This is a genomic window from Streptomyces luteosporeus (genome assembly GCF_039532865.1).
Lineage (GTDB): Bacteria > Actinomycetota > Actinomycetes > Streptomycetales > Streptomycetaceae > Streptomyces > Streptomyces luteosporeus.
Window position 1 is genome coordinate 286,074 of sequence record NZ_BAAASL010000004.1, and the last position, 15,806, is coordinate 301,879.

General features: G+C 72.0%; 13 protein-coding genes. 5 read left to right on the forward strand and 8 right to left on the reverse strand.

The window, feature by feature from the left end:
- The first annotated feature begins 130 nt into the window (after positions 1 to 130).
- Entirely contained in the window at positions 131 to 2,587 is a 2,457-nt protein-coding gene (locus tag ABD361_RS06920) for a DNA gyrase/topoisomerase IV subunit A (protein WP_344433888.1), read from the forward strand.
- A gap of 12 nt (positions 2,588 to 2,599) precedes the next feature.
- On the opposite strand, the gene ABD361_RS06925 is transcribed toward ABD361_RS06920, so the two are convergent.
- A complete protein-coding gene (locus ABD361_RS06925; protein WP_344433889.1) occupies positions 2,600 to 3,634 on the reverse strand; it encodes a CobW family GTP-binding protein in 1,035 nt (344 codons plus the stop codon).
- Between the two features lie 109 nt (positions 3,635 to 3,743).
- On the opposite strand from ABD361_RS06925, the gene ABD361_RS06930 reads away from it, so the two are divergent.
- Complete coding sequence (locus ABD361_RS06930) at positions 3,744 to 4,667, forward strand: ferredoxin family protein (protein ID WP_344433890.1); 924 nt, start codon at positions 3,744 to 3,746, stop codon at positions 4,665 to 4,667.
- On the opposite strand, the gene ABD361_RS06935 is transcribed toward ABD361_RS06930, so the two are convergent.
- From ABD361_RS06935 to ABD361_RS06945, 3 genes are read right to left on the reverse strand one after another with little or no spacing between them, the layout of a single operon-like run.
- Positions 4,664 to 5,737: an ABC transporter substrate-binding protein gene (locus tag ABD361_RS06935; RefSeq protein WP_425583166.1), complete on the reverse strand. Its 1,074-nt coding sequence runs from the start codon at positions 5,735 to 5,737 to the stop codon at positions 4,664 to 4,666. The genes ABD361_RS06930 and ABD361_RS06935 overlap by 4 nt on opposite strands.
- A gap of 52 nt (positions 5,738 to 5,789) precedes the next feature.
- A complete protein-coding gene (locus tag ABD361_RS06940; protein ID WP_344433980.1) occupies positions 5,790 to 6,665 on the reverse strand; it encodes an ABC transporter permease in 876 nt (291 codons plus the stop codon).
- A gap of 1 nt (position 6,666) precedes the next feature.
- Positions 6,667 to 7,518, reverse strand: coding sequence for an ABC transporter ATP-binding protein (locus ABD361_RS06945; protein WP_344433892.1), 852 nt, complete (start codon positions 7,516 to 7,518; stop codon positions 6,667 to 6,669).
- Between the two features lie 249 nt (positions 7,519 to 7,767).
- On the opposite strand from ABD361_RS06945, the gene ABD361_RS06950 reads away from it, so the two are divergent.
- Both ABD361_RS06950 and ABD361_RS06955 read left to right on the forward strand, forming a co-directional pair.
- Positions 7,768 to 9,420, forward strand: a complete 1,653-nt coding sequence (locus tag ABD361_RS06950) for a sensor histidine kinase (protein WP_344433893.1) — start codon at positions 7,768 to 7,770, stop codon at positions 9,418 to 9,420.
- Positions 9,417 to 10,094 carry a response regulator gene (locus ABD361_RS06955; protein ID WP_344433894.1) on the forward strand — a complete coding sequence of 226 codons (678 nt, stop codon included), beginning with the start codon at positions 9,417 to 9,419 and terminating at the stop codon, positions 10,092 to 10,094. The genes ABD361_RS06950 and ABD361_RS06955 overlap by 4 nt, the downstream gene beginning before the upstream one ends.
- Positions 10,095 to 10,191: 97 nt before the next feature.
- Here ABD361_RS06955 and ABD361_RS06960 read toward each other — a convergent pair whose 3' ends face one another.
- From ABD361_RS06960 to ABD361_RS06975, 4 genes are all read right to left on the reverse strand, one after another.
- Complete coding sequence (locus tag ABD361_RS06960; protein WP_344433895.1) at positions 10,192 to 10,458, reverse strand: Kazal-type serine protease inhibitor family protein; 267 nt, start codon at positions 10,456 to 10,458, stop codon at positions 10,192 to 10,194.
- 98 nt (positions 10,459 to 10,556) lie between these two features.
- Positions 10,557 to 11,303 carry a response regulator transcription factor gene (locus ABD361_RS06965; RefSeq protein ID WP_344433896.1) on the reverse strand — a complete coding sequence of 249 codons (747 nt, stop codon included), beginning with the start codon at positions 11,301 to 11,303 and terminating at the stop codon, positions 10,557 to 10,559.
- 77 nt (positions 11,304 to 11,380) lie between these two features.
- The gene (locus ABD361_RS06970) at positions 11,381 to 12,556 is read right to left on the reverse strand and encodes a sensor histidine kinase (protein ID WP_344433898.1); all 1,176 of its coding nucleotides are present in this window, start codon (positions 12,554 to 12,556) and stop codon (positions 11,381 to 11,383) included.
- Positions 12,557 to 12,661: 105 nt separating this feature from the next.
- Positions 12,662 to 14,782 carry a DNA gyrase/topoisomerase IV subunit B gene (locus ABD361_RS06975; RefSeq protein ID WP_344433899.1) on the reverse strand — a complete coding sequence of 707 codons (2,121 nt, stop codon included), beginning with the start codon at positions 14,780 to 14,782 and terminating at the stop codon, positions 12,662 to 12,664.
- Positions 14,783 to 15,214: 432 nt separating this feature from the next.
- Here ABD361_RS06975 and ABD361_RS06980 point away from each other — a divergent pair, with 432 nt between their 5' ends.
- Positions 15,215 to 15,445: a DUF7455 domain-containing protein gene (locus tag ABD361_RS06980; protein ID WP_344433900.1), complete on the forward strand. Its 231-nt coding sequence runs from the start codon at positions 15,215 to 15,217 to the stop codon at positions 15,443 to 15,445.
- Positions 15,446 to 15,806: the final 361 nt, after the last annotated feature.

The following is a 15,806-nucleotide window of genomic DNA, read 5'->3' on the forward strand; positions in this document are numbered from 1 at the left end:
GCGGAGGGGGTCCCCTGCACGGGTGGTGACGCGTGGCGGCCGGGTCGCGGTCGGCGTTGTCGGTGGAGCGGTCCACAATGGTCCGCGTCAGATCCAGCCCCGGCAATCGATCGAAGGAGCCGCAGCCGCGATGGCCCGCCGCAGCACGAAGACCCCGCCGCCGGAAGAGTTCGAGGAGCGGATCCTCGACATCGACGTCGTCGACGAGATGCAGGGCTCCTTCCTCGAGTACGCCTACTCCGTCATCTACTCGCGCGCCCTGCCCGACGCCCGCGACGGCCTCAAGCCCGTCCAGCGCCGGATCCTGTTCCAGATGAACGAGATGGGCCTGCGGCCCGACCGTTCGCACGTGAAGTCCGCCCGCGTCGTCGGCGAGGTGATGGGCAAGCTGCACCCGCACGGCGACGCGTCGATCTACGACGCGCTGGTGCGCATGGCCCAGCCGTTCTCGATGCGGCTGCCGCTGGTCGACGGCCACGGCAACTTCGGCTCGCTCGGCAACGACGACCCGCCGGCGGCCATGCGGTACACCGAGGCCCGCATGGCGGCGCCGACGTCGCTGATGACGGAGTCGATCGACGAGGACACCGTCGACTTCTCCCCGAACTACGACGGCAGCGAGCGCGAGCCGGTGGCCCTGCCCGCCGCCTACCCGAACCTGCTGGTCAACGGCTCGTCCGGGATCGCGGTCGGTATGGCGACGAACATGCCCCCGCACAACCTCGGCGAGGTGATCGCCGCCGCCCGGCACCTGATCCGGCACCCGGGCGCCGACCTCGACACGCTCATGAAGTACATCCCCGGTCCCGACCTGCCCACCGGCGGCCGGATCGTGGGGCTCGGCGGCATCCGCGACGCGTACGAGACCGGGCGCGGCACCTTCAAGATGCGCGCGACGGTCTCCGTGGAGAACGTCACCGCCCGCCGCAAGGGCCTGGTGGTCACCGAGCTGCCGTTCACGGTGGGCCCCGAGAAGGTCATCTCCAAGATCAAGGACCTGGTCGGCTCGAAGAAGCTGCAGGGCATCGCGGACGTGAAGGACCTCACCGACCGCGCCCACGGCCTGCGCCTGGTCGTCGAGGTCAAGAACGGCTTCAACCCCGAGGCGGTCCTGGAGCAGCTCTACAAGCTCACGCCGATGGAGGAGTCCTTCGGCATCAACAACGTGGCGCTGGTGGACGGCCAGCCGCTGACGCTGGGCCTGAAGGAGATGCTGGAGGTCTACCTCGACCACCGCTTCGAGGTGGTGCGCCGGCGCAGCGAGTTCCGCCGGGGCAAGCGGCGCGACCGGCTGCACCTGGTCGAGGGTCTGCTGGTGGCCCTCGCGGACATCGACGAGGTCATCCGAATCATTCGATCGAGCGACAACGCGGCGGCGGCCAAGGCGTCACTCGTGGAGCGGTTCTCCCTCTCCGAGGTGCAGACGCAGTACATCCTCGACACCCCGCTGCGCCGCCTGACGCGGTTCGACCGCATCGAGCTGGAGGCCGAGCGGGACAAGCTGACCGAGGAGATCGAGAAGCTCACGCAGATCCTCGAGTCGGACGCGGAGCTGCGCAAGCTGGTCTCCGGCGAGCTCGCGGACGTGGCGAAGAAGTTCGGCACGGAGCGGCGCACGGTGCTGCTGGAGTCGGCCGGTGTGCCGGCGGCGGCCATGCCGCTGCAGGTCGCGGACGACCCGTGCCGGGTGCTGATGTCCTCCACCGGTCTGCTGGCCCGTACGGCCACGGGCGAGGCGTCCGGCGCGGGCGAGGAGAGCCGGCGCGCCAAGCACGACGTGATCGTCTCGGCGGTGCCGGCGACGGCTCTGGGCGAGGTCGGCGTGGTGACGTCGGCCGGGCGGCTGCTGCGGGTGCGGGTGATCGACCTGCCGCAGTTGCCGGAGACGGCGGGCGCGCCGAACCTGGCGGGCGGCGCGCAGGTCGCGGAGTTCGTCTCGCTGGCCGACGGCGAGCAGGTGGTGTGCCTGACGACGCTGGACGAGTCCTCGCCGGGACTGGCGATCGGCACCGAGCAGGGCGTGGTCAAGCGCGTGGTGCCCGACTACCCGGCCAACAAGGACGAGCTGGAGGTCATCTCGCTCAAGGACGGCGACCGCATCGTCGGCGCGGTCGAGCTGCGCACGGGCGAGGAGGACCTGGTCTTCGTCACCGACGACGCCCAGCTGCTGCGCTACCAGGCCTCGCAGGTGCGGCCGCAGGGCCGCCCGGCGGGCGGCATGGCCGGCGTCAAGCTGTCCTCGGGGGCGAAGGTGATCTCCTTCACCGCCGTCGACCCGGCGGAGGAGGCGGTGGTGGTGACGGTCGCGGGGGCCCGTGGCGGGCTGCCGGGCACGGCCTCGCCGGGTACGGCGAAGGTGACGCCCTTCGACCAGTACCCGCGCAAGGGCCGGGCCACCGGCGGTGTGCGCTGCCAGCGCTTCCTCAAGGGCGAGGACTGCCTGGTCTTCGCCTGGGCGGGCCGCTCCCCGGCCCGGGCCGCGACGGCCGCCGGCGCCCCGGCGGAGCTGCCGGCGATCGACCCGCGCCGCGACGGTTCGGGCGTGGCCCTGGCCAAGCCGGTGGCCGTGGTGGCCGGGCCGGTGTAGATCCGGCGGGTCCTACGACCGTACGTACCGCAGGACGCCCCACATGCTGTGCTCGTCGGCGTCCTGCGGTGCGGGGTCCTTGCACTCCTGCAGCCCCTGGTGGAGTGCGGCCGCGTCGATGCCGCTGCCGATCATGACGAGCTGGGTGGCGCGGGTCTCCGAGCGCCCCCAGGGCGAGGGGTGGAAGCGCAGGAAGTCGCCGACCGCGTGCAGGGTGTACTTCTGCCGGTGGCCGGCTATGCCGAAGTGGACGAAGCCCTTGATGCGGTAGAGGCCCTCGGGCCTGCTGTCGAGGAAGGCCATCAGCCGGCGGGGGTTCATGGGCGCCTCTGAGACGAACTCGACGCTCTCGTAGGCGGCGTGCAGGTGCCCGTGATGGTCGTGGTCGTCCTCCTCCCGGCACAGGTCCTCGAAGGAGAGCTGCCTGACGGCCTCGATGTGCTCCTCGCGCGGTGCGCGGTCGAAGAGCATGCCAGGGTCGACGCGCCCGTGGGTGACGGGCAGGACGGGCGTGCCGGGGGCGAGGCCGGTGAGGGTGTCGAGCAGGGCGGCCCGCTCCTCGTCGCCGATCCGGTCGGCCTTGTTGAGCACCACGAGGTCGGCGATGCCCACGTGCCGGTCGAGCTCGGGATGGCGGGCGCGGGTGGCGGTGAACTCCGCCGCGTCGACGACCTCGACCAGCCCGCCGTAGACGATGGACTCGTTCTCGCTGGCGAGGATCATCCGGATGAGTTCCTGCGGCTCGGCCAGGCCGCTGGCCTCGATGACGATGACGTCGATGCGGGCGGCGGGGCGGGCGAGCTTGTCCAGGAACGTGTCGAGCTCGCTGGTGTCCACCGCACAGCACAGGCAGCCGTTGCCCAGGGAGACCATCGAGTCCACCTGGCCGGCGACGCTCATCGCATCGATCTCGATCTTGCCGAAGTCGTTGACGACGGCTCCGATGCGGCTGCCTCCGCTGTGCCGGAGCAGGTGGTTGAGCAAGGTGGTCTTGCCCGCCCCGAGGAAGCCGGCGAGCACGACGACCGGGATCTGCCGCTTGGCCAAGGGAATCCTCCGCACTGTTGTCGTCCACACTGATGTCGTGCGCACGGGCGTCACGCGCACTGATCAGCCAAGTGTCGCACCGGCGCCCAGTCAGGTTAGGCTCACCTACGTGAGTACCTGTGCGACCGCCTCCCGCGAGCTGGCCGAGCCCCTGGCCGGCACGGCCGCGACCGCGCGGACGTGGCTGCTCGTCGAGCAGCCGGGACCGTGGGGCGCCGACGCCCTCGCCTCCAGCCACCTCTCCCCCGCCGTCGGCCGGGCCCTGGCCCGGGCCGTCGAGGGCACCGGCGTGCGCGTCGCGCTGATCCGCCGGCCGGGCCGGCACGCGGACTGCCACGAACCGGCGCTGCAGCGCGTCTTCGCCGCGCACACCGCGCCGGGCCGCTCCTGGATCCGTACGACCGCCCTCGCCGATCCGGCCGCGCTGCCGGAGCTCGACTTCGCGGCGCTCGGGGCCGGTGAGCACGGCGGGCTGTGGGAGGCGTACGAGGGCGATCCGCTCGCCCTGGTGTGCACCAACGGCAAGCGGGACCGCTGCTGCGCGCTGCTGGGCCGGCCGCTCGCCGCCGAACTGGCCGCGTCCGGCGGTACGGAGGTGTGGGAGGTCACCCACATCGGCGGCCACCGTTTCGCGCCGACCCTGTTCGTGCTGCCGTACGGCTACGCGTACGGGCGGGCCACCGCGCACGTGGTCAAGGACGCGCTGGAGGCGGCCCGCGGCGGCCGGGTGCGCATCGCCGACTGCCGGGGCCGCTCGGCGTGGGACCGCCCCGGCCAGGCCGCCGACCTGGCGGTGCGCGCCCTGACCGGCGAGGAGGGCGCGGACGCCCTGGACGTGACCGCCTGCGAGGGGGCCGCCCCGCGCTGGACGGTGACCGTGGCGCACACCGACGGCCGGGCCTGGCGGGTCGAGGTGGCCCAGGGCGCCTCCGCCCCGCCGCGTCCGGAGAGCTGCGGGAAGGCCCTGGGCACCCCGGCCCGGATGGACGTCGTGGCCGTCACCGAGCTGCAGGAGCTCCGGGCGGGGGCCTAACCCGCCTTCTTCACGAACTCCGTGGTGTAGGTCTTCTCGAGGTCGACCTTGGCGTTCTTCAGGTTGGGGTTGAAGGACTTGAGCACCTGCAGCACGGTCTGGGGCCCGTCGGACGGCATCACGCCGTCCTTGGTGAACATGGGCAGCGTGGACTGGATCGACTTCACGTACAGGTCCTTGCCGCCCTTGGCGTAGTCGGCGGGCATCTGGTCGGCGATCTCCTCGGGGGTGTGCTCCGACATCCACTTGAGGGTCTTGACCATGGCGTTGGCCAGCTTCTGGACCGTCTCCTTGTTTTTGTCGACCCAGTCGTTGTTCATGTACAGGCTGGAGGCCGGGTACAGGCCGCCGAGGGCGGCCTTGGAGCCCTCGGGCGTGCGCATGTCGACCAGGACGGTGCCCAGGCCCTTGGAGAGGATCTGGGCGACGGTCGGGTCGGTGGTCATGCCGCCGTCGATGGCGCCCTTCTCCAGCGCGGAGATGAACGTCTGGCCCGCGCCGACGGCGACGGGGGTGATGTCGGCCGCGTCCACGCCGTTCTTCACCGCCAAGTACTTGGTGAGGAAGTCGGTGGAGGAGCCCAGTCCGGTCACGCCCAGCTTCTTGCCCTTGAAGTCCTTCGGCGAGGCGAGCGTGCCGGCGGCGCTCTTGGAGACGATCTCCACCTCGCCCGGGGTGCGGGCCAGTTGGACCACCGACTCCACCTTCTTGCCCTTGACCTGCAGGTCGAGGGTGTGGTCGTAGAAGCCCACCACGCCCTGGACGTCGCCGGAGACGAGCGAGGTGGTGGCCTGGACGCCGGCGGGTTCGCTCAGCAGCTTGACCCGCACGCCCTCCTGCTCGAAGTAGCCGAGCCGCTGGGTGAGGACCGCGGGCAGGTAGATGACCTTGTCCAGGCCCCCCACCATGATCTTGACGACGTCGCCCTGGAGCGGGTCCTTGCTCGTGCTGCTCGCCGACGACTCGTCGGCGCAGCCGCTCAGGGCCAGTGCCATCACCCCGGCGACCGCCATCGCGGTGACCTTGGCCGGTCTTCCTCCGGTCCTGCGGGACGTGCTGTACGTACGCATGATCCGTTTCCTTACGGTGGAGTCGGGGGGTGTGGGGTGGGCGTGGGGCGGTTCAGCGCTCGCTGCCCGGTGCGCCGGGCCGCCAGCGGAAGAGCCGTTTCTCGGTGAAGGCGAGCAGGGCCTCGGCCAGGAGGGCGACGACGGCGAGGACGACCATCGCCGCGTACACGCCCTGGGCGTTGAAGGTGCCCTGCGACTGGGCCACGAGCAGGCCGATGCCCTTCTCCGCGCCGAGGTACTCGCCGACGATCGCTCCGATGAGGGCGAAGCCGAAGCTGACGTGGAGGCTGGTGAAGATCCACGAGGTGGCGGAGGGGATGACGACCTGGAGGGTGACGCGGCGGTTGCTCGCTCCCAGGATCCGGGCGTTGGCGACCAGGTTGCGGTCGACCTCGCGGGCGCCCTGGAAGGCGTTGAAGAAGACCGGGAAGAAAACGAGCACCACGGCGGAGGCGACCTTGGAGGCCATCCCGAGGCCGAACATCATGAGGAAGATCGGGGCCAGGACGATCCTCGGCACCGCGTTGAGCACCTTGACGTAGGGGCCGAGGACGTCGGCGAGGAAGGGGACGCGGCCGAGCGCGATGCCGAGGAGCACTCCCGCGACGACGCCGAAGACCCAGCCGAGCAGCGCCTCCTGCAGCGTGGCCCACACCTGCTCGCCGAGCGAACCCTGCGGGGTGCCGTGCATCGTCCACTGCACCATCTGGTCCCAGATGCGCGAGGGCATCGAGAAGTTGAAGGGGTCGATGGTCTCCGTGCGCGCCAGCACCTCCCAGGCGCCGAGGAGCACCACGAGCAGCAGCACGCGGGTGGTGAGGACGAGGAGCCGGCGGTTGCGGTGGGCGCGGGCGCGGTCGGCCGCCCGGTCCTTGCGTACCCGGCCGCCGGGCAGCAGGGCGGTGGCGGGGACGGTGTCAGGGATCATGTCAGGCGACACGGGCGGCCCCCCTCTCGCGCGTGATGCGGACCTCTTCGCCGAGGCAGGACCAGATCTCGCGGTACAGGTCGACGAACCGCGGCTGCAGCCGCACGTCCTCGACCTTGCGCGGGCGCGGCAGGTCCACGGGGAAGACCTGTTTGACCGTGGCGGGGCCGGCCGTCATCACCACGACCTTGTCGGCCAGCGCGATGGCCTCCTCCAGGTCGTGGGTGACGAAGACGACGGAGGCCGCCGTGCCCGTCCCGGCTCCGCCCCACAGCTCCAGCAGTTCGTCCGACATCAGGGCCCTGGTCTGCACGTCGAGGGCCGAGAACGGCTCGTCCATCAACAGGATCGCCGGGTCGTTGACGAAGGTCTGGGCGAGCGCGACGCGCTTGCGCTGGCCGCCGGAGAGCTGGTGCGGGTAGCGGTCGGCGAAGGCGGCCAGGCCCACCCGGGCCAGCCAGTCGCGGGCGCGCTCGCGGGCCTCGGCCTTCGGCGCGCCGCGGAAGCGCGGGCCGGCCATCACGTTCGACAGCACGGTGCGCCAGGGGAAGACCGCGTCCTGCTGGAAGACGAAGCCGACCTCCGGCCGGATGCCGCCCACCGGCTCGCCGCCGACCAGCACCTCCCCCTCGGTCGGCTCCTCCAGGCCGCTGACCAGGGTCAGCGTGGTCGACTTCCCGCAGCCGGTCGGTCCGACCACCGCGACGAACTCCCCGCGGGCGACGGCCAGGTCGAGGTCGCGCACGGCCGTGTGGGGCACGCCGGAAGGGGTGCGGAAGGTCTTGCTCGCGCCGCGCAGTTCGATCGCCGGGACACCGTCCGGTGGGGTGTGGTGTGTGCTGCCGTGGTTCATCCGTACGCCTCCACCGGGGTGTTGCTGCCCCGCGCTGACGTGCGGGACGACCGGTGGAGGAGGCTAGGAGCGACGCCGGAGGCGACGGCAGTCTTGTGTGCGCTGTGCGACTTGAGCGTACGAAGCCTGTTCTGCTCGTTTTGCTCGCGATAGAACAACAAAAGTGACACGGGAGCTCAACGAACGGCCATCGTCCGGCTACGTTGCGTGCCTTGCACTCCCCACGCTCGGAAACCGAAAGGCTCACGCATGCGCCCCCGGTGGCCCCGGCGCGTCTTCGCCCAGGTCCTGTCCGTCCAGTTATTGATCACCGCCGGCGTCACCGCGCTCACCGCCGGACTGCTGCTCGCACCCCTCGGGCACCAACTGGACGACCAGGCCGAACAACGGGCGCTGGCCATCGCCCAGGCCACCGCCGCCCAGCCCGGCCTCGCCCACGCCGTGCTCGCGGGCGACCCGCGGCCCGACGGGCCCGTCCAGACCGCCGCCGAACGCATCCGCCTTGCCACCGATGCCAGTTACGTGGTGATCGTCGACACCCGCGGCATCCGCTACTCCCACACCACGCCCGCCGAGATCGGCCGGCACGTGAGCACCGACCCGGGCCCCGCGCTGGCCGGCCGCGAGTGGAAGGGCATCGCCAAGGGCACGCTGGGCCGTTCGGCCCGGGGCAAGGTGCCGCTGCGCGACGGCGAGGGGGCGATCGTCGGCGCCGTCTCGGTCGGCATCGCCTACGACGACGTGCGCGACGTCCTGCTGCACGCGCTGCCCGGCGTCCTCACCTACGCCGGTGCCGCGCTCGCGGTCGGCGCCCTGGCGGTGTTCGCCGTCTCCTGGCGGCTGCGCAAGCGCACCCACGGCATCGAACTGTCCGAGATCTCCGCCCTCCTGGAGGAACGGGAGGCCATGCTGCACGGCATCCGCGAAGGGGTGGTCGCCCTCGACCGGCGCGGACGCCTGCGGCTGGTCAACGACGAGGCCCAACGCCTGCTCGGGCTGGGACCCGAGGCCCTGGGCCGGCCGCTGGACGCCGTGCTGCCGCCCGGGCGCACCACCGACGTGCTCGCCGGCCGGGTGACCGGGAAGGACCTGCTCACCGTGCGGGACGGGCGCGTGCTCGTCGCCAACCGCATGGACACCTCCGACGGCGGCACGGTCGCCACGCTGCGCGACCGCACCGAGCTCGAACAGCTCGGCCGCGAGCTGGACGCCACCCGCGGCCTGACCGAGGCGCTGCGCGCGCAGGACCACGAGCACGCCAACCGGCTGCACACCCTGGTCGGGCTGCTGGAACTGGGCCTGTACGACGAGGCCGTGGAGTACGTGGCGGAGGTCGCCGGCGCACACCGGGCCACTGCCGAACAGGTCACCGAGCGTGTGCACGAGCCCCTGGTCAGCGCCCTGCTGGTGGGCAAGGGCGCGGTCGCGGCGGAGCGGGGCGTGGCCCTGCGGGTGAGCGCGGACAGCCTGCTGCCCGACGGCGTGGTCGACCCGGAGGACCTGGTCACCGTGCTCGGCAACCTCGTCGACAACGCGCTCGACGCCGCCTGCGGACACCGCCCGGACGCGTTCGTCGAGGCCGGGCTGCGGACGGAGGGCACCACGGTCGTCGTCACCGTGCGCGACAACGGCCCCGGGGTGCCGCCCGAGCTCCGGGAGCGGGTGTTCGCCGACGGCTGGTCGACAAAGAAGGCCGCCCCGCACCGCCCCCGGGGCCTGGGGCTTCCGCTGGTGCGCCGGCTGGCCGAGCGGTACGGCGGCTCGGCGCGGGTGGACGAACGCGAGGGCGGCGGCGCGCAGTTCACGGTGGAGCTGCCCGAGGCGCTCGCCCCACAGGCCCGGCCGGCACCGGGCCCCCCGCCCGGCCGGCCGCCGCAATCCCTCGAAGGAGTGAGCCGATGATCGAAGTCCTGGTGGTGGACGACGACTTCCGCGTCGCCGAGATCAACGCCGCGTACGTCGCCAAGGTGCCCGGCTTCCGGGTGACGGCGACGGCTCACAGCGCCGCGCAGGCGCTGGCGGTGCTGCAGCGCGGCGGCGTCGACCTGATGCTGCTCGACCACTACCTGCCGGACGAGACGGGCCTGTCGCTGGTGCGCCGCATCCGGCAACTGGGGCACCACACGGACGTGATCATGGTCACTGCGGCCCGGGACGTGGCCACCGTGCAGACCGCACTGCGCTACGGCGCCCTGCAGTACCTGGTCAAGCCGTTCACATTCCCCGGGCTGCGGGTCAAGCTGGAGGCGTACGCGCGACTGCGGCGGACGCTGGAGGACGCCGAGGAGGCGGAGCAGGAACAGGTCGACCGCATCTTCTCGGCGCTGCGCACGGCCGCGGTCGACCCGCCCCTGCCCAAGGGGCACTCGGCGCCGACGGCGGATCTCATCCGCCGGGTCCTGGCGGACGCCTCACGGCCGCTGTCGGCGCACGAGGTGGCCGAGCGATCGGGGCTGAGCAGGTCGACGGCCCAGCGCTACCTCAAGCGGCTGGAGGAGTCGGGCCGGCTCAGCCTGACGCTCCGCTACGGCGAGACGGGCCGCCCCGAACACCGGTACGCCTGGGCGGTGCGCTAGGGCGTGTCCGGTGGATCGTGCAGCGCCCCGTAGGGGCGCCGTGGTGCCGCATGACGAAGATCCGCGGGACAGGCCCTGGCCGCGGCGGCCGGCCGGATCAGCCTTTGACGCGGGCGCAGCGCAGGATTCTCAGGTTGTGGTTGCAGGCGTGGACCTCGGCGAAGCACTGGTTGCTGAACCGTGCCGTGGAACCGTCGGAGAACAGGCACACGACGGGGTCGTAGACCGTGGCGCAGACGCCGGGGCATTCCTGGACGACCGGCACGACGGCCGTGGGGGCGGTGGCGTGGGCGGGTGCGCCGAAGGCGAGTCCTGCTGCGCCGGTCAGCAGGAGGGTGGCGAACGGTGCGACGAGCTTGCGCATGATCACTCCTTCGCTCGGGTGTCGCTGCCGTCTCTACCACTGCCGGCGGGCGAGGAGTGAGATGCCGGTCGGCCGGACAACCGCCGGCGTACGGCCCGTCAGGGGACGCGCTTGCCGGGCGGGGGCGGCGGTGGCACGGCGATGCCCCGCTGGAAGGCGTACCGCACGGCCTGGGCCCGGTCGCGGACGCCCGTTTTGGCGAAGAGGTTGTTGATGTGCGTCTTGACCGTCGCCGTGCTCACGTGCAGCCGCCGGGCGATCTCGGCGTTCGTCAGCCCCTCCGCCACCAGGGACAACACCTCCGCCTCACGGGCCGTCAGCCCGTCGGGCAGCTCCCGGGGACCAGGCGCCGGAGCCCCGGCGGGGGCCGGCGCCGGCGCGGAGGAGGCGGAGAGCCTCTCCAGCAGGCGGCGCTGCACCGTGGGCGAGAGACCGGCCTCGCCCGACATCACGTGCTCGACGGCCCGGACGATCTCCTCGGCCCCCGCGTCCTTGGTGAGGTAGCCGCGCGCTCCTGCCTGGAGAGCCGGGAAGAGGGAGTCGTCGTCGCCGTAGGTGGTCAGGATCACCACCTGGGTCTCCGGGTGCTCGGCCCGGATCCGCCGTGTCGCCTCCACCCCGTCGCAGCGCGGCATCCTCAGATCCATCAGGACCACGTCGGGGCGGTGTTCGGCGACCTGGCGCAGGGCCTCCAGCCCGTCGGCCGCGGAGGCGACGACCTCGATGCCCGGCAGCAGCCCCAGCAGTATCACGATGCCCTCGCGGACCACGGTCTGGTCGTCGGCGACCACCACCCGTGCCGGCCTGCGCCCGCTGCCGCCCTGCGCCGCCAGGTCACCGCCCATGTGCCCCATCGTGTCCGCTCCTTCGCCTCCCCGCCCCGCAGGCGGACCCGCCGCGCCTCACCCGGGCTCGCGACCCTTCAGGCGGGCACCTTCAGCCTCACGTGGAAGCCCGGCCCACCGGCCACGGCCGGCCCGGCCTCCAGGGTGCCGCCGAGCAGCTCGGCACGCTCCCGCATGCCGAGCAGACCGTATCCGGCGCCCGGCACCTCCGGCTTCCCGACCCTGCCCGACGCGCCGCTGTCGCGAACCCACAACTCCACCTCCCGCTCCAGATAGGTGAACGCCATCTCCACCCGGGCGCCCGGCGCGTGCTTGCGCACATTGGTCAGCGCCTCCTGGGCGACCCTGCGCACCGCGAGCCCCGCCTCGGCCGGCAGCGCCCGCGGCTCGCCGGTGACCTCCAGCCGTACGCCCTCCGCCTCGGCGACGTCCCGGAGGTACTCCTCGACCGGCGTCAGCTCCCCGCGCAGCGCGGACAGTGCCTGCCGCGTCTCGGCCAGGCCCTGCCGTGCCATGCCGCGGGCGGCCGAGACCCGTTCGAGGACCTGCTCTCTGGCCTCGCCCTCCGGCACCCCGGCCTCGATCAGCAGCCGGGCCGCCTCCAGGTGCACCAGCTGCGCGGAGAGGCTGTGGGCCAGCACGTCGTGCATCTCCCGGGCGATGCGCGCCCGCTCCGCGAGCGCCGCCGACTCCGCCTCCGCCTGCCGGATCGCCCGTTCCTGTGCGAGGAGCCGGAAGCCCGCTCCCCGGGCCTCCTCGTCGAGCCGGAGCGCATAGCCGATGAGCAGCACCGCGGCCACCGTCACGGCGGTCGCCGCGGGCGCCTTGCCGCTGGTGCCGGCGTAAGCACCCAGAGGAAGGGCCGCCGCGGCCAGGCCGGGCCCCAGCGGCAGGCGCTCCACCGCGACGGCTGCGCCGACGCACCACAGACCGGAGGAGGCGACGTGGGCACCGGCCGCCTCGGCGGCGGCGCCCAGCGCCGCGGGCACGGCGAGCAGGGCTATGGAAGGCGACAGCCGCTGGGCGAGCGTGGTGCGGTAGTAGCCCCACACCGCCGCCGCGCCCAGCGCGAATCCGGTGGCGAGCGCGGCGTACCCCCATCCGTGGAAGGCGCCCTCCCGCAGGACGCCCCACACGAACCAGGCGGACAGCACGACCCGCACCACCCACGTCATGACCAGGCGCCGCCGGGGCACTCCCACCTTGGCGAGCGCCTCGCGTGCGGGCCATTCGGTCCAGTTCTCGATCGGCACGCCCACCACGCTACGGAGCGGGGCGGCGGGCGCGAATCGGAGCACGGGTGGATTCAGGGTGGAGCGGCCCGTCCACCCCGGGTCCACCCCCGGGTGGAGGTGCCCTTACGCGTCGATGCGCGAGCGGTCCAGCGTGGCCGCGGAGTTGGTGATGAACTCCTTGCGCGGCGCCACCTCGTTGCCCATCAGCAGCTCGAAGGCGCGCTCGGCGGCCTCCAGGTCGCTGATGTTGATGCGGCGCAGAGTGCGGTGGCGCGGGTCCATCGTGGTCTCCGCGAGCTGGTCGGCGTCCATCTCACCCAGACCCTTGTAGCGCTGGATGCCCTCCTTGTAGCGGACGCCCTTGCGCTCCAGCTCCAGCAGCGTCTGCCGCAGCTCGTTGTCGGAGTAGGTGTAGATGTACTTGTCCTGCCCCTTCTTGGGGTTGATGAGCTCGACCCGGTGCAGCGGGGGCACGGCCGAGAAGACGCGGCCCTGCTCGACCATCGGGCGCATGTAGCGCTGGAAGAGCGTCAGCAGCAGGCAGCGGATGTGCGCGCCGTCCACATCGGCGTCGGCCAGGAAGATGACCTTTCCGTACCGGGCCGCGTCGATGTCGAAGGTGCGGCCCGAGCCGGCTCCTATGACCTGGATGATGGCGCCGCACTCGGCGTTCTTCAGCATGTCGGAGACCGACGACTTCTGAACGTTGAGGATCTTGCCACGGATCGGCAGCAGCGCCTGGAACTCGGAGTTGCGGGCGAGCTTCGCCGTGCCCAGCGCCGAGTCGCCCTCGACGATGAACAGCTCGCTGCGCTCGACGTCGTCGCTGCGGCAGTCGGCCAGCTTGGCCGGCAGCGAGGAGGACTCCAGGGCCGTCTTGCGGCGCTGGGCCTCCTTGTGCTGGCGGGCGGCGATGCGGGTGCGGGCCGCCGCGACGACCTTCTCCAGGACCGCGCGGGCCTGCTGCTTGGTGTCGCGCTTGGTCGACGTCAGGAACGCCTTGAGCTCCTTGGCGACCACGTTGGCCACGATCCGGGAGGCGGCCGAGGTGCCCAGGACCTCCTTGGTCTGGCCCTCGAACTGCGGCTCGGCCAGGCGCACGGTCACCACGGCCGTGAGCCCCTCCATGGCGTCGTCCTTGACGACGTCGTCCTCGGCCACGCGCAGCAGCTTGGCCGAGCGCAGCACCTCGTTGACCGTACGGGCCACGGCCCGCTCGAAGCCGGCCACGTGCGTGCCGCCCTTGGGGGTGGCGATGATGTTGACGAACGACTTCAGGGTCGTGTCGTAGCCCGTGCCCCAGCGCAGGGCGATGTCCACGCCCAGCTCGCGGGTCACCTCGGTCGGCGTCATGTGGCCGCGGGAGTCCAGGACGGGCACGGTCTCCTTGAAGGTGCCCTGCCCGGTGAGCCGCAGCACGTCGCACACGGCCTTGTCGGGGGCCAGGAACTCGCAGAACTCGCTGATGCCGCCGTCGAAGCGGAAGACCTCCTCGGTGGCGCCCTCGCCGTCCAGGTCGCGCTCGTCGCGGACGACGATGGTCAGGCCCGGCACCAGGAAGGCCGTCTGCCGGGCCCGCGCGTACAGCGTCTCCAGGGAGAGCTTGGCGTCCTTGAGGAAGATCTGGCGGTCCGCCCAGTAGCGGACGCGGGTGCCGGTGCGCGCCTTGGGGATCTTCTTGCCCTTGAGCAGGCCGCTGGAGGGGTCGAAGGGGGCGTCGGGGCCCGGCTCGGTGAAGATGCCGGGCACGCCGCGGCGGAAGCTGATCGTGTGGGTCCGGCTGTTGCGGTCGACCTCGACGTCCAGGCGCGCGGACAGCGCGTTGACCACGGACGCGCCGACGCCGTGCAGACCGCCGGAGGCGGCGTAGGAGCCGCCGCCGAACTTGCCGCCGGCGTGCAGCTTGGTCATCACGACCTCGACGCCGGACAGGCCGGTCTTCGGCTCCACGTCCACGGGGATGCCTCGGCCGTTGTCCCGCACCTCGACGGACCCGTCGTCGTGGAGGACCACCTCGATGCGGTCGCAGTACCCTCCGAGGGCCTCGTCGACGGAGTTGTCGATGATCTCCCAGAGGCAGTGCATCAGGCCACGGCTGTCCGTGGAGCCGATGTACATGCCGGGTCGCTTGCGGACGGCCTCCAGGCCCTCCAGGACGAGCAGGTGCCGCGCGGTGTAGTTGGATCCGTCCCGGTCTGCCCCGGTCAGCAACGCAGTGGACGGCACGGACGTCTCGGCGGTCACGCGGTTCGCTCCTCGCTGAATTTCTGGCTGGCCCGGATGGGGGCACATGAGTGGCTCGGTCGCCGTTCAGAGGGTACCGAGGCCTGATAGAGCCTTTGTGCCGCCACCCTTGAGAACGCCCATGCTAATCGAGCATCGATCAAACGTTCGATAGCTCGTAGGGGTGACATGCACATCACGTTCCCTTCGAGGCATGAACCATCTAGGCTCCGGGCACGTCCTCAAGAACAACCCGGCAGCCAGCCGGGGGGACGACAACCCCCAGCGATGTGAAACCGTAAGCCCACGCACTACGGCTCATTCGCCGCCAAATCGTCAAGATCCGGCTCACTCGGAAGGAAGTTTCGAGAAAAAGCCTCGAGCGGGAACGTTTTCGGCCTGGTTGGATGTTGACCCTGGTACGACAGCTCGTCGAGCTAGAGAAGAGGCGACGTGACTACTGTTCTGACCCCCGCGAGCCCGCTGACGGCCGCTGACCGCTGCGACCGGTGCGGCGCTCAGGCGTACCTGCGCGTCGTGCTCATGAGCGGCGGTGAACTGCTCTTCTGCGCCCACCACGGTCGCAAGTTCGAGCCGGAACTCAAGAAGATCGCCGCGGAGATACAGGACGAGACGGAGCGGTTGACGGCCGTCCCGGCGTCCGCGACCGACGAGGACCACTGAGTCCACTGTTGGAACGCTGACACATCGCATCCGACGACGAGCGAGGTCCGGTCCGTACGACCGGGCAGCCGCGGGCGGCCGCCCCTGTGGGGGAGGCCGCCCGCTCTCGTACGCCCGCGCCCCTCAGGACGGGCGTACGGGACGTGCACCCACCGGCTGCACGGAGCCGGGTGGCACGGGCGGGGCGGCGGGTGACTGCACCGCGGGCGGCGCCGGTGCCGCCGGGGGCTGAGCCACCGGGGGCTGGCCCGCCGGGGGCGGCTTGAGCAGCGGCGGTACGACCGGCTGGGCGGCCGGGGGCGGCAGCAGCGGCGGAGCGACCTGCGGGGGCGCCGGCTGACTGGATTGCGGTGGCGCGGCC

Coding starts and splice junctions, on each gene's coding strand:
- ABD361_RS06920 (WP_344433888.1), top strand. CDS start 131: ATGGCCCGCCGCAGCACGAAGACCCCGCCGCCGGAAGAGTTCGAGGAG.
- ABD361_RS06935 (WP_425583166.1), bottom strand. CDS start 5,737: ATGCGTACGTACAGCACGTCCCGCAGGACCGGAGGAAGACCGGCCAAG.
- ABD361_RS06940 (WP_344433980.1), bottom strand. CDS start 6,665: ATGATCCCTGACACCGTCCCCGCCACCGCCCTGCTGCCCGGCGGCCGG.
- ABD361_RS06945 (WP_344433892.1), bottom strand. CDS start 7,518: ATGAACCACGGCAGCACACACCACACCCCACCGGACGGTGTCCCGGCG.
- ABD361_RS06950 (WP_344433893.1), top strand. CDS start 7,768: ATGCGCCCCCGGTGGCCCCGGCGCGTCTTCGCCCAGGTCCTGTCCGTC.
- ABD361_RS06955 (WP_344433894.1), top strand. CDS start 9,417: ATGATCGAAGTCCTGGTGGTGGACGACGACTTCCGCGTCGCCGAGATC.
- ABD361_RS06960 (WP_344433895.1), bottom strand. CDS start 10,458: ATGCGCAAGCTCGTCGCACCGTTCGCCACCCTCCTGCTGACCGGCGCA.
- ABD361_RS06965 (WP_344433896.1), bottom strand. CDS start 11,303: ATGGGCGGTGACCTGGCGGCGCAGGGCGGCAGCGGGCGCAGGCCGGCA.